We start from the raw sequence: 14242 nt of genomic DNA on the forward strand, positions 1-14242 counted from the left end.
CGGCGGTCGCTAAGTCCGCGGAACCTATCAAGAAACGGCTGGCACCCCCGGCAGGAATCGGACCTGCGACCTTCGGTTTAGGAAACCGCTGCTCTATCCACTGAGCTACGGGGGCACGGCTGTCCTTCTCGGAAGAAGGACCGCGGGATCGTACGTGGCGGGGTCGGCGAGTCAAGGGGCAAGTGCGGTTCGTGTTCCGTCGAGGCTCCTTCCGTGTTCGACACGACCTTGCCATCGGCCTCGGGCTACGTGCTTGCGGCGTGGGCGGTTTGGGTTGCGGGGGGTTGTGGTAGCCTCGCGGACGGCATGCCGTATCGTTCCGAGCGCAAGCGTGAGGTGGCGGAGAGGCCGGAGGCGGGGCCGGTGGCCGAGATGGTTCGGCAGTTTGCCGATCCGCATGCGTTCGTTCGGGAGCTCGTGCAGAACAGCATCGATGCGGGGGCGACGGCGATCGTCGTGCGCGTCGAGCGGTCGGGGGGGAGTGTCACGACCTCCGTGCAGGATGACGGCGCGGGCATGGATCGGGCCGTCATCGAAGGGCCCTTGCTCACGCTGTTCAATTCCTCCAAGGAGGGAGATTCGTCCAAGATCGGCAAGTATGGCGTCGGGTTTGTCAGTGTGTTCGCCGTTGATCCCGAGGTCGTCGAGATTGATACCTGGCGCGATGGGGCGTGCCATCGCGTTCGATTGTTTCGGGATCATCGGTATGAGCTCGAACGGCTCGCGCCGCGGGCCGGCAATGGGACGATCATTTCGCTGCATCAGACCATGGAGACGGCTCGGTTCGAGGAGCATCGGGCTCGGATCGAGGGGGCGCTCTTGCGGTGGTGCAGGTATGCGGCTGTGCCCATTGAGTTGCACGTGTCCGATCCGGATCGAGCCGAGGGGAGTGGGGCGCGTCGGATCGATGGGCCGCTCGGCGTGCCGGCGCCGATTTTCGTGGAGACGCATCGGGGCGGACAGCGGATCGTCGTGGGGCCTTCGGCGGGGTCGGAGCGGTTTTGCGCGACGGCGCCCGCGCCCGAGGACCCGGCCTGGGGGAAGCCCACGTTTGCGGGGTTTTACAATCGCGGGCTCACGCTGTTCGAGACCACCGAGCCGCTCCTTCCGGGGCTCGAGCAGGTGCGGTTTCGCGTCGATAGTCCCCATTTGCGGCATACGTTGAGCCGCGACAACGTGCTCCGCGACCGGGCGTTTCATGGGGTCCTTTCGCAGGTGCGGGACCTCGTCCGGGGATCCCTCGCGCGGGAGCTCGGCTCGCGGCTCGCGCGGGCGGCGCGGGATCTCGCGAAGGCAAAGCCGCCGTACGACGAAGATGTCGTCCTCTCGTACGTCGCATTGCTGGAGGCGGCTTGTGCGCCGCCGCTCGTTTTGCCCAAGGACGAGGTCGTCTTGCCGCTCGTCGCGGCCTGGGAGGGGAAACACGTCGCTTCCGAGGGGAAGCTTTTCAAGCGCAAGGAGATGTTCGTCGCGCCGCTCGCGGATGAGCTCGGCCGCGCGCTCGCGCAAATCGGCGAGCCGGTTGTGCTCGTGCCGCATCCGACCATCGTCTCGTCGCTCTCCGCGCGCGGGCCTTTGCCGGGGCCGCTCGCGGTCGAAAAACATTGGCTGCTCTTGCACGAGCTTTCGAACGAGGAAATCACGAAGGCCGACGGGGAGCTTTGCCTCGGCGTGCAGAAGGCCCTGCGTGGGGCGGGGATTCGGGCCGATCGGGTGGCGCTCGCGCGGCTGAGCGCGGCCGTTGCTGCGCCTTGTGTCCTCGTCCAGGGCGACGTGCGGTGCGTCGGCGTCGGGGTTTGGCTTTGCCGGATGGGGTTTGCGGATCGAGGGTGGGCCGAAGAGCGGGTCCGGGGTGGGCTCCTTCTCGACGTCACCCACGAGGCCGTTCTCGCCGCGCGGGAGCGGGCGCGCGAGGATGCGTTTGTCGCGGCGCACCTGCTCGCGCGGATCCTCTTGCTCTCGCGCGAAGATCCGTCCGGCAAGGTTTCGGATTCGCTGTTCGAGGCTTCGGCGAAGGTGATGGCATGACTGAAATGGGGGAGGAAGGGCGCGAGATTCTCGCCCGGGGGCGCATTCGTGTCGACGCGCGGCGCGCGCTTGCCAAGCTGCGCGAGCATCTGCTCGTCGATTTGCACCTGTATGCCGCAGAGATCGCGCGGGCCGCGGTTGCTTCGGGGGCCACGTTCCTCGACGTGCAATACGACGCTGACGACGTCGTGTTCGTGTTCGACGGCGAGCCGGTGGCGGAGAACGAATTGCCGCGGCTGCTCGATCACGTGCTCGGGGATTCCGGGGGCTCGGGGCGCGCGTTGCGGGGGCTTGCGCTCGGCGTCAATGCGGCGCTCGGGCTTGGGCCTTCGTTCGTCGACATTCATCTTCGCGCCGCGGGGGAGGAGAAGGCCGCGCGGGTGCGGTTCGTTCCGTCGGTCCTGGCCGGCGAGGATGCGCCGCTGCCGGCGGTCGAGCGGGTCGCTTTGCCGAAGGGAATGCCGGAGCGGGGCACGCGGGTGCACGTGCGCCGGCGTATCGGATTCGAGACGTTGAAGCGCGCGGCGCGGCGGGAGCTTCCGCGCGAGATCGGCCTCCTCGCCGATGCAATGCACGACGCGCCGCTCGCGCTCCGGAGGGCCGGGGAAAAACTTCCGCTCGCGCCGCGGCCGCCGGCTCTTTTGCGCGTGCGGTTTCGCGAGAAGGACATCCGGCGGGGCGTCATCGAGATTCTCGCGGTGCCCGCGGGGCCGCCGGTCGTCGAGTATCTGGAGCTCGGGGTCCTTCTTTTGCGGCGGCCCTTCGCGGCGGAGCCCATGTTTCCGAGCGCGGCGCACGCGCAGGTCGAGCTCCCGGTTCGCGTGCTGGTCGACGCGGACGAGTTGCCCACGAATGCCTCACGCTCCGCATTACGCGAGGATGCGGGCCTCGCGCTCCGCGCGGAGCAGGCGGCGCGGAGCGGGCTCGTCGATGCGCTGCGCACGCTCGTGGCGCTCGTCACGGGTGAGGGAAAACCTTTGCCCGACGTGGAGGTCCTCGATCACGACAAGACGCGGCTCGAAGATGCGCTCGGCGCATTCGTGTGTGTCGCGGCGGGGGCGTTTCGACGCGGCGGGGACGTGGCAGCGCAGGCGCGGGCGCTGCTTGAATTGCCGCTGCTTCGAAATGCCGTCGGCGGGCCGCTCACGCCGATGGCGTTGCTTTCGCGGGACAAGGCCCCCGTGTACGTCTTCGAAGGGAAGGAGCCCGCGCCCGCGGAGCTCGAACCCTGGCTCGACGATGTGGTCTGGGCGCGTGGTCGCCTCGCGGAGCGGATCCTCGTCGATTTCGAGATCCACGGCGCGGAGAAGCGCATTGCGGCGGCGCACGCCGCGCACGAGCGCAGGCGGCGCCTGCATGCGCGACCGCGCAGCGAGCCCGCGGTGCCGGCGGAGCCGGATCACGTCGTCAAGGAGACGTTCCACGTCAAGGACGGGGTATTTCGGGGGCTGCGCGGGCAGCTCGCGCTCGGCGCGGAAGGAATCGGCTCGGGGCAGCGGCCTTCGAACATCCGGATCTACGTCGAGGGGCGGCACATCGACACGATTACCGTCGACCGGGACAAACTGCCGCTGGCGATCGACGCGGCCCTTGCCTGGGACGGGCAAATCCTGCCCCGTTTTTCCTACGAGGGCGTGCACGACAGCGATGCGCTGCGCCTCGCCATCTTCCAGCTCACGCGCCTCTCGCTCCTCGCGCTCGGCTCGCACGTCGAGCGGCTCGCCCAGGAAAAACGCGCAGCGGACCTCGAACGATTGCGACCGCTCGCGCGCGCGGCGGTTGGTGCGTTCGTGCTCGCGGCCGATGCGCTCGGCATCGAAACCCCTCCACCCGAGCCGGCGCTTTCTGCATACACGCCCATCTGGACGCGGAGCTTCTGGCCCTCGCCCGATCCCGACCGGCTCCCGCTGAGCCTCGCCGAGCTGCGCACGTACGTCGATCGCACGAATGCCATTTGCCACGTGCCGCCAGGGACCACGGGGGTTGCTCCGGACAAGCGGCCCGTCGTCGCCGTCACGGATCTCGAGCTCGGCTGGCTCGAAAAGGTGTTCCGGGGCGTGACGCTCGTCCCTTATGCGCGAGCCTTGCGCCAGCCCCGGGAGCCCGTGACGCCGCGGCTCGCCATGTTTCACGAGCTTTGCGCGTCGCGACGCGCGGAGGGGCCGTTCGCCGAAGTTTTGCCCTCGATGCCTTTCGAGGTGCAGCAGGGGCGAGGGGTCATCGCGCCGGCACGGAAAGACGAGATCCTCTGGCTCCATGCAGGGGTCTTGCTCCAGGTGGCCGCGACCGAGAAGTACATCGAGCCCACCACGATCGTCGTCGAATACGATGGGCTCGTGCCCGCGCCCTCGTGGGATCGAATTGCATGGACCCGGGACATGGCGTTTCTCGTGCCCGTGCGCGACGAGCTTTTGAAGCGGATCGTCGGGGCGCTCGAAGGAAACGCGGACGCGCGCGCGGCGCTGAAGGATGCGCCGACGGGCGCGCCGGGACCATTGCTGCGGGCGTACGTCATCGAGGCGATCACGCGGCACCGGAATCACCCGCTCACGGAGCGGATCGAGGCGCTCCCGCTCGTGCCGGTTCTCGACGAGGAGGGGCGGCCGGAGCTCGTCTCGCTCGAATCGGTGCGAAAACGATATCCGGAGCCGGCGATGATTCCGTTCCTCCGGGCGGCGCCGGATTTTCCGACGCTTTCCTGGCGCCCGGTCCTCTGTCTCGATGATCGCGAGGCGTACGCGTTCGAGCGGTGGGCGGGCGGTCGCGCCAAGAATGCCAAGGACGAGCTCGAAGCGCGGCGGCAAGGCGCGCGTACCGAATACGACCGGCGGGTGTTCCGCGCCAAACCCGTGCTCGATCCCTTCGTTTGCGGGCCGCTCGCCGAGCCCGAGGGGCTGACGGCGCTCTGGTACGAGGAGGAGCAAACCGCGACGTCCATGTCCGTCGCGGCGGCCTTGCCGAAGCGTGGCCTCGAGCTTCCCGCGGCCGAGATCGAGGTTCTCCTCGACAAGCGGCTCCTCTGCACGCGGGAGCTCACCGGAATGCCCGTCCCCGTCGTGGCGCGTATTCTGCTCGCCTCGGAGGCGTTCGTCGTGCCCTTCTCGGACGTGACGCCCGCGGGCGTGTCGGTCGCGGAGGCGCGCGTTTATTCGGCGGCCTGCTCGCTCGCGGCCGGACTCGTCGAGCGCGCGAAGGGCCGAGAGCGCGTCGCGTTTTTCGGGGACATCCGGGTGCTGCGCCTCGTCGCCGCGCTGTACAAGGTCTCGGCGCAGGACCGCACACGTTCCGAGATCCTCCAGGCCGATTTCGCGCTGCGCACGGCGGAATTCCGCTGGCCCACCGTGCAAGGAGACGAGCGCGCGTTCGCCGAGCTCGTCCCGGGCGCGAACAAGCTCTTTTATGGGCGGGGGCGCTATTCGCAATGGCAAACCCCGACGCGCGGCGGGAGCGAGCTCGACGCGCCGATCGTGCACGCGCCGTCCTCGTCGGAGGGGGATCTTTTGCGAGAGATCCTCGTCGGCATGGGATACGAGCTCGTCGACGTGAGCGAGGCCCTCGCGTCTTTGCAAGCGCGGCGCACGGGCGAGGCGGCGCACGGGCGGCCGAGGCTCCCGGGCTCGCCGGCGCATCCCGCGCTTCGGGTCGATCTCGCGTCGCTGAATTCGCATTACGAGGGGGAAATCGAGCTGACGGAGAGCGGACGCGCGGACGTGCAGGTCGAGACGTTGCGCGGGGAGGTCGTGGCGCTCGACGTCGAGGGGATGTTCCCGTTCCGCGCGAAGGTGCGGGTCGAGGACGTCGAGCTCGACGACAAGGACAAACGCCACCTCGCGGTGGATCTCACGAAATCGGCGAAGAAGCACCTCGAATCGCTCGCCGACAAGCTCGACGAGCTTCCCTCGTTCGCGCGGACCTCGCTCCGCCGGGTCGTTTGCGCCCATTCCCGCAAGGATCAGACGCTCGCCAAGCGTCGGACCGCGATGCGCGTGTTCCCCGACATCCTCGGCGGATTCCATTCGATCGCCGACGTCGAGGGGGATGGTTCGTCCCCGTATCCGTACGTCAACTTCCCGCCGCCTTATCCCACGTCGCCGCGCCCGCGCCCGCCGCTCGCGCTCACGGTCGAGGAGCTCGAGGCGATCCGTTCGCGCGCCACATTCGAGGACGTGTCGCAGGCCCTCAAGCGCGAGCTCGCCGCCGACCAACGAAGGCTCGCCCCGCCGCTCGATTTCATCGGCCTCGACGCGACGCAGCGGGCGAAATGCCTGGAGGTGATCCCGTTCCGCGGCGACGGCGTCCTCGGCGAGATCGGGATCCTCATGCCCGAGCACGCGGCCGCGCGCGGGATTCACGTGCACACGACGCGGCGGCTTCTTTGCCGCGTGCTCGACGGCGACGGCTGGCCCGTCCTCGCGGTGGTGAACGACGACGCGCTCCCGACGAACCGCGGATTCGACGGAATCAAGGGGCACGTGGCCCGTGAGGGCCTGCGGGCGCGTGTCGTTGGGCAGGCGAACGAGCATCTTGGAAAGTGGTTTGTCCCGCCGCCCCGGGTTCTCGCCGAGCTCGCCGTGCACGGACCGGTCCCCGGTGTGCCGCTCTTCGTGAAGGGAATGCTCTGGCTCTCGCCCTCCTGGGCCGGCGCGGGGCGCATCGAGGTGCGGGATGCGACGAAAAAGGAGCCGGTTTCCCGTCCTTACGAGGTCCCGGGTCTGAAGCATTTCGAGGGCACGGTGCCGGTCTGCGGGCGGCTGCTCGTCGCGCCGACCAAGGTCGGGAATTTTGAAAATGCAGAGACGCGCGGGGCGCTCACGAAGTTCCTCTTGCAGCGGACGGTCGAAATGGTCGACGCCGCCCGAGAGCAGGGCGCGCCCGCGGAGCTGCTCGAAGGGTATCGGTGGATTTTGAAGTTCCTCGGCGGCGACGTGGGCGAGCTCGACGTCGTGGCGGCCGATGGGTCGCGCGTGCCGGCGTCCGAGGTCGTGGCGGAGGTCGAGGCGAAAGGCGAGGTGTGGGTCACGCGCGGCGAGGGCACGAGCGAAGGGGTTTTTCCGGGGCAGGCGCCGTCGTTCGTCCTGCGCGACCGCGGCGTGCTCGCTTCGGTGCTCCGGGCGAGGACGCGGATCGTCCGGGAGCTCGGCGGGGTCGTCCTGGAGAAGCGCGCCGCGCCGCCGCCCGAGGCCATGCAGCCCGCGGTGCTCGCGGCTGTGCACGCATTCATCTATGGGTCTGTCGTGCCAACCCCGCCGCCGCAGCCGAGCGTCGACATCACGCCGTTCGTCGCGCCCGACGTTGTCGAGCCCAAGGCGCCCGAGGTCGAAGGCGGAATCGAAGAGGAGCCTGCTTCTTCGTGGTTCGGCGGGCTCGTATCGCGCGTGGTCATGCTCTTCGATCCGCCCGAGCCGGTGGAGCCGGCTACGCGCGCGCTCGGCCCTTGGCTCTTGCAGGCGATCGACAAACTCGGCCTCGCGCCCGGGAAGGTCGTCACGGGGGTGCGGTATGCGCGGAGCGGCCGGCCGCTTCGGTTCGACGCCGAATCGGGGAAGCTCGTCCTGAATCGCTCGCATCCGGCCGTGCGCGCGCTCGCCGCGAAAGCCACGGAGGATCCGCGCGCCCGCACCTTGCTCGTCGCGGCGGCCGTGCGTGAGATCAACCGCGTCCTCGAGGTCGTCACGGATGCCACGGAGAAGCGCGTCCTTCTGTCGCTGCTCCGCGGTGAGCCGCTCTGACGTGCGCATGGGGCTGGGCGCGTGCTACAAGTGCCCGATCCCATGGTTGATTTCGTCGCTCTTACGACCCCGCGCGTCGTTGCGCCGGGCCGATGTTCGCTCGACGTCCCGGATGGCTGGCAGCAGGGGCGCGGCGCGTTCGGAGGGTTTTGTCTTGCCGTGCTCGTGCGGGCCATCGAATCGATGGAGGACGACGCGGAGAGGTCTCTGCGTTCGCTGACGGCCGAGCTCTGCGGGCCGCTGCTCGCCGGGCCTGCGGAGGTGCTCGTCGAGGTCCTGCGCCGCGGCTCCGGCATGACGACCGTGGCGGCGCGTATCGTGCAAGAAGGCACCGTGATCTCGCACGCCGTCGGCATTCTCGCGCGTTCGCGGACCGATACCACGACGCTCCGCACGATCACGCCGCCGCGCCCCACTCCGTGGAATGACGTCGCCCCCTTGCCTTCCCAGGAATGGCCGACCTTTGCGAAGTTTTTCGAGTATCGCGTGACCGGTCCGCTGCCTTTTTCGGGGCATTCGTCACCGGTCACGGAGACCTGGGTGCGCCTGCGTCCGCCGTGCCCAAGGCTCGACGCTGCGTATCTCACGGCGCTCGCGGACGCGACCTGGCCCGCGTCGTTTTCCGTCATGCCCGAGCCGCGCCCCGTCGGCACCGTCTCGTTCACGCTTCAGCTCTTTCCGCCGTTCGACCGCGTCAAACCTGACGCGCCGCTGTATCACCGCGGCCAGGTGCTCGTCGCGGCCGACGGATATGCTGTCGAACGGCGAGAGCTCTGGACCGAGGACGGCGAGCTCCTGGCGCTGAACCACCAGACCATCGCCACGATTCGTTGACATAGGGCGCGGCGACGCCGGACCGGGCGGCGGATGGGTGCTCACCACCTCGGATCGGGCGAACCGGGCAGGGGGTGGTGGGCGCTCGACTCCCCGTGGTAGCCTCGCGTCCGATGGCGCTGTCCGAAAACATCCAGTTCTACGCCGCGACGGACGTAGGCCGCGTACGTGATCACAACGAGGACAACTTCCTCGTCGACAAGAAGCTTGCGCTCTCCATCGTCGCGGATGGCATGGGCGGGCATGCGGCCGGCGAAGTGGCGAGCGCGCTCGCGGTGCGGATCATCCACGAGGAAGTCAAGAAGCACAAGGACGTCGTCGAGAAGTACTCCCGCGAGGGCGTGAGCGGTCGGGCAGGCGCCAAGGAGATCCTCGCGATGCTGGAGCTCGCCGTGCAGCGAGCGTGCGCGAAGATCCACGACGAGGCGAAACAAGACGCGAACAAGCGCGGCATGGGCACGACGCTGTCGGCGCTCCTGATCGTGGCCTCGCACGGCTTCATCGCGCACGTCGGCGACAGCCGCATCTACCTCCTGCGCGGCGGGAAGGTGCAGCAAATCACCGAAGATCACACGGTCTACAACGAGCTCATCAAGCGCGGAAAGCTCACGCGCGACCAGATCGAGAAGGTCGCGCAGAAGAACGCGATCACGCGCGCCGTCGGCGTCTACGAGCGGGTCGAGGTCGACACACTGACGATCGAGGTGCTGCCCGGCGACCAGTTCCTGCTCGCCTCGGACGGCCTGCACGGATACATCGCGCACACGGCGGAGCTCGAGCCGTACTTCGAGGAAGCCGACGGCGAGACGGCGACGCGGGAGCTCATCGATCTCGCGAACCGGAAGGGCGGCAAGGACAACATCACCGCGATCCTGGTTCGCCTCGGCGCCGGCGACAAACAGGACGATACGCGGGCGCGGCGCCTGCACCTCAAGCGCGAGGTGCTCGCGAAGATGCCGCTCTTCTCGCGCCTGTCCGAGCGCGAGATGCTCCGGATCATGCAGGTCGCGGACGTGGTCTCCTACGACGTCGATCAGATCGTCGTGCAGGAGGGCGATCGCGGCGACGAGCTCTTCATCGTGCTCTCGGGCCAGGTGCGCGTCAGCCGCGGCGAGACGGTGCTGAACGAGTTCGGCCCGGGCGAGCATTTCGGCGAGATGGCACTGATCCGCGCGATGCCGCGATCGGCGACGGTGACCGCGATCGAGCCGAGTGAGCTCATCGTGCTGCACCGGAACGACTTCTTCGAGATCCTGCGCAAGGAGCACGAGCTCGCGGTGAAGCTGCTCTGGCAGTTCCTCGGCGTGCTCGCGGACAGGCTCGATCAGACCTCGCGTGATCTCAGCTCGGCGCGCGAGGAGCTCAACGCGGAGGACATCACGGACGCGATCTTCCCGGACGAGATCGAGCCGGGCATGGACGACGCGCCCATCACCGAGCCGCGTCCCCGCGACAGCTTCCTCCCCGAGCCCCCCTCGGACCCATCGCCCCTCCCCGGGGCCTGAGAAGGGCCGCGCCGCCTGGGGCATACGGGTTTCCTGGTAGTTCCAATTGACACGTTCGCCCCAGCGCCGGTAGCGTCCGTCCAACGGAAAGGTCTGCCATGGAAGGCGCAACGTTCTGCGATCGCAAGGGCAATGGCTTTCGCCTCGGGCGTCGGGGCCTGGGATCGCCTGTCTCGCTCGCGCTCACCCTCGCTTTGGGGCTCGCGTCGTCGCTCGTGACGACGGGCGCGTTCGCGGACGAACCGCGCAGCGCCACCGAGCCGCGCGTGATGCAGGAGCCCGGCGAGGTGGTGAACGTGATCGACGCCTTCGACGAGGGCGACGCGTTCGACATCGCGATCAGTCTCGGCTTCCAGTACTCGACGAAGAGCGCGAAGATTCAGCGCGAGACGAACGTCTTCGGGCCGGGGCTCACGTCGGGCGGGTTCACGTCGAACCTCATGAACGTGGCGCAGTTCAGCGAGCAGACCTCGCGCCTCATCCCGCGCGTCGACATCGGCCTCTACAAGGATCTCGCGCTCTACTTCCGCGCGCCGATCATCCTGAACAACTCGCGCGAGCTCACGGGCCTCGACGGCAGCGATCGCGTGCAGAGCGTGGTGCTTCAGGGCGCGCCGGGCGAGCAGCTCTTCAGCCTGCCGTTCAACTCGCCCGATCGCAGCGGCCTCGAGTATCTCGCAGTCGGCATCGATACGAGCGCGTTCATGAACCAGGCGCGCGATCGCACGAAGCCCACGCTGCTCTTCGGCGTCGAGGGTCGTTTCTCGCTCGGCACGCCCATGCACGCGTGCAACCCCGACGCGCCCTCGGGACAGCTCAAGTGCGCGCACCCGTCGGACATCAACCGCAACGGGCAGCGGGACGTTACCGCTCCGAACGACCCCAACAACAACCTCGAAGGCTTCGACGTCTCCGAGCGTGATGCCGGCGTCACGCGCGGCACGATCGGGCTCGAGGTGCACACGCTCGTCTCGAAGCGCATCAAGTACCTCGAACCGTACGGCGGGTTCTCCGCGCTCTTCGAGTTCCAGCAGGAGGACTCGGATTACGGCATCACGGATCTCGAGGGCTCGCTCGTGAACCGTCCGCCGATCCGGGGCACGATGACGCTCGGCCTCATGATCATCCCGTGGGAGAACCGCGAGAAGTTCGGCCGACTCACCTTCGATCTGCGCGTGCAGGGCACGTACACGTCGGAGGGCCGCGATTACTCGGAGATCTACGACGCGCTCGGCGCGAGCACGGCGGCCTCGCTGCGTCAGCCGCAGTGGGCGAAGTACATGGCCAACCCCGCCTACAACCCGGACGCGCAGCCCGGGATGGAGCAGGCGCACTCGATCATCGATCCGCAGTCGCAGAAGACGTACGTGACGGGTCTGACCGACGTGCAGCAATACGCGACGATCCGCGGGCAAGCGTCGGTGACGTGGCAGGCGAGCGAGTACGTGAAGTTCAACCTGGGCTTCGGGTTCACGCATGACCAGAAGCACGGGATCACGGCGGATCAGCCGTGCAACCCGTCGTTCAAGGACAACCCGGGGGCCACGGGGCCTTGCAACTTCAAGACCGATCTTTCGGGTGGTGGTGAGCTGATCACCGCCACGGGTATTCCGAACCCGAACTATCGGCCCACGATCAACGCAGTCGGGAGGCGGTTCTGGGTGGGCGACAGCAACACCTTCGACGTCTTCGCGAGCGGCGTGGTGATGTTCTGAGAGGCAGCCGCGCGGCTCGGCTTCTGGTGGTCGTCGCGGCGCTCGGATCCGCGAGCCCCGCCTTGGCCGATGCCCCGCGGACGAACGGCACGGCGAGCGCGAGCGCAGAGCCCTCGCGTAGCTCCGCCGTCCTGTTTCCCACGAAGATCCGGCGGCGTCCGGGGAGCACGGGCGAACCCGGCGAAGGCGCGGAGCTCGTGCCGATCGCGGGGCAACTCGACGCGCTGCTCGCGGACGCGGCGCAGGATCTCGGGCTCGTGCTGGATCTCGATCAGCGCGGCGCACAGCGCGGCGCAGCGCCCGACGACGAGGCCGAACTCGTGGCGCTTTCGAGCTCGCTCGGCGGCACGCTGATCGTGCCGAGCGTGAAGGCGCGGGACGGCGAGATCGAGCTGCGGATCGTGCTCGCGGAGGCGTCGTCGCCCGAGCTCCGGGTGCGGATCGAGCGGGTGAGCCGCGACGAGCTTTCGGTGCGCGCGGTCGTGATGTTGCGCGATCTCGTGACGGGGCTGCGCTCGCAGCCGGCGCGGCGAGCCGAGCCGGGGCGCGCGCCCGAGGGGACGCTGACGGTCCCCGCGAAGAGCGCGGGACGTACGGCGCTCGCGGTGAACGCGACGCTCTTCGGCGGGGTGCTCGGGTATTCGATCCAGCGGGCGAGTGGCTCGGAGGATCCGCGGCTTCTGTATCCGCTGCTCGCGGTCGGCGCGGGGGGCGGGCTCGTGATGTCGATCCTCGCCGCGGAGGAGTGGGACGTCGGGGTGGGATCCGCGTGGTTCGTCGCGTCGGGCGCGTGGTGGCCGTCGATCGCGGGGCACCTGATCTACGCGGGCCGGTTCGGCACGGCGTGGGCCGAGGGCGAGCAGTGGACGGCGGGGCTCGTGGCGGGGACGATGGGGCTTTCGATCTCGACGCTGGGCCTGGCGCTGCGCGGGATGTCGGAGGGCGGGGCGCTGCTCGCGCACTCGGGCGGCGGGCTCGGGCTCGTGCTCGGGGGCGTGACGGAGGGGCTCGTGCGGGGCAACGTGGACAGCTTTCCGCTCGCGGGGATGGGGTACGGCGCGGGGCTCGGCTGGCTCGGGGCGGCGGCGCTGGCGGTGCACTGGCGGCCTCCGGCGAACCGGGTGGTGGCGATGGACCTCGGGGCGCTGCTCGGCGGGCTCGGCGGCGCGGCGCTCGGCAGCCCGCTCCTGCTCGACGGGCCGAACGAGACGCAGCAGCGGGTCTGGATCGGGATGACGGGCGGCATGGCGCTCGCAGGGGCCGCGATCGGGTGGTTCATGACGAGGCCGAAGGCGGAGGCGTCAGAAAAATCGCGGAAGCAGGCGCACGGGGCGGCCCCGGGGATGCTGCCGATCTTCGGGGTGATCGGGCAAAGCCAGGTGGGAGAGCGGCGCGCGCCCGTCGTGGGGCTATCGTGGAGCGGGACGTTGCGCTAGAGCAGCGATCGTTCGTCGCGGGCGGCGGACATCACGGAAGACCATGAAGATCACGGTGAACGAGGCGCAGGCAGGGGTTCGTTTGGACAAGCTCCTGCTCGAGGTGATGCCGACGCTCGGACGAGCGGGGGCGAAGCGGCTGTTCGAGGCCGGCAAGGTCCGCTTGCACGAGGGCGGAGGCGAGCGCGGGCGCAGGGTGTCGAAGGGGGACGTGGCGCGCGCGGGGGACGTGGTCTCGGTCGAGCTTGAGCCGGCGTCGCTCGCAGGCGGCGCGGTGCCGGACGCGGAGGCGCCGCTCGTGGTGGTGTTCGAGACGAGCCAGGTGGTCGTCCTCGACAAACCGGCGGGGCAACCGACGGCGCCGCTCGAGCCGGGGGAGCGTGGGACGCTCGCGAACGCGCTCGTGGCGCGGTATCCGGAGTGCGCGGGGATCGGTTTTTCGGCGCGGGAGCCGGGGCTGTGCCATCGGCTCGACACGGAGACGAGCGGGCTCGTGCTGGCGGCGCGGACGCGGGAGGCGTTCGAGGTGCTGACGGGGGCGATCAAGGAGGAGCGCCTCGACAAACGGTATTTGCTGGTCTGCGCGGCGAAGGATTTGCCGGAGACGGGGACGATCGAGATTCCGCTGGCGCCGCACCCGAAGGATCGGCGTCGGGTGTATCCGTGCGTGCATCCGCGCGACGTGGAGCGGTATGCACCGCGGCCGGCGCACACGACGTACCGGAAGCTGTCGGAGCGGGGAGAATGGGCGCTCGTGGAGGCGCGGGCCGGGAAGGCGACGCGGCACCAGATCCGGGCGCATTTCGCGGCGATCGAGCATCCGCTTGCGGGGGATACGCTGTACGGCGGGCAGAGCGTGCCGGGGCTTTCGCGGCATGCATTGCATGCGTCGCGGATCACGTGGGGCGGGGATGCGAAGGTGCCGGCGTTCACGGCGAGCTCGCCGCTGCCGGGGGACATTGCGGGGATCGTGGGGGAAGAGGGCGGCTGAGCCG

At 69.1% G+C, this 14242-nt stretch carries 7 protein-coding genes and 1 tRNA gene; 7 read left to right on the forward strand and 1 reads right to left on the reverse strand.

Going from position 1 to position 14242, the window contains the following annotated elements:
* Positions 1 to 39: 39 nt before the first annotated feature.
* Positions 40 to 115 (reverse strand) — tRNA-Arg (locus tag KEG38_RS32290).
* Positions 116 to 213: 98 nt separating this feature from the next.
* Between KEG38_RS32290 and KEG38_RS32295 the strand changes: the two genes are divergently transcribed.
* The 7 genes from KEG38_RS32295 to KEG38_RS32325 all read left to right on the forward strand — a co-directional run bounded on the left by KEG38_RS32295 (position 214) and on the right by KEG38_RS32325 (position 14238).
* On the forward strand, positions 214 to 2028 hold the full coding sequence (locus KEG38_RS32295; RefSeq protein WP_272423833.1) for an ATP-binding protein: 1815 nt from the start codon (positions 214 to 216) through the stop codon (positions 2026 to 2028).
* Entirely contained in the window at positions 2025 to 7757 is a 5733-nt protein-coding gene (locus KEG38_RS32300; protein ID WP_272423835.1) for a hypothetical protein, read from the forward strand. The genes KEG38_RS32295 and KEG38_RS32300 overlap by 4 nt, the downstream gene beginning before the upstream one ends.
* A gap of 42 nt (positions 7758 to 7799) precedes the next feature.
* Complete coding sequence (locus KEG38_RS32305; protein WP_272423836.1) at positions 7800 to 8591, forward strand: thioesterase family protein; 792 nt, start codon at positions 7800 to 7802, stop codon at positions 8589 to 8591.
* A 113-nt stretch (positions 8592 to 8704) separates the two neighbouring features.
* On the forward strand, positions 8705 to 10096 hold the full coding sequence (locus KEG38_RS32310) for a Stp1/IreP family PP2C-type Ser/Thr phosphatase (RefSeq protein ID WP_272423837.1): 1392 nt from the start codon (positions 8705 to 8707) through the stop codon (positions 10094 to 10096).
* 98 nt (positions 10097 to 10194) lie between these two features.
* Positions 10195 to 11811, forward strand: a complete 1617-nt coding sequence (locus KEG38_RS32315; RefSeq protein ID WP_272423838.1) for a hypothetical protein — start codon at positions 10195 to 10197, stop codon at positions 11809 to 11811.
* A 62-nt stretch (positions 11812 to 11873) separates the two neighbouring features.
* Positions 11874 to 13247 (forward strand): hypothetical protein, encoded by a 1374-nt coding sequence (locus KEG38_RS32320; protein WP_272423840.1) that lies wholly within the window; start codon positions 11874 to 11876, stop codon positions 13245 to 13247.
* Between the two features lie 43 nt (positions 13248 to 13290).
* A complete protein-coding gene (locus tag KEG38_RS32325; RefSeq protein ID WP_272423841.1) occupies positions 13291 to 14238 on the forward strand; it encodes an RluA family pseudouridine synthase in 948 nt (315 codons plus the stop codon).
* Positions 14239 to 14242: the final 4 nt, after the last annotated feature.

Origin of the sequence: Polyangium jinanense (assembly GCF_028435265.1) — a bacterium.
In the GTDB taxonomy this organism is placed as follows: Bacteria; Myxococcota_A; Polyangia; order Polyangiales; family Polyangiaceae; genus Polyangium; species Polyangium jinanense.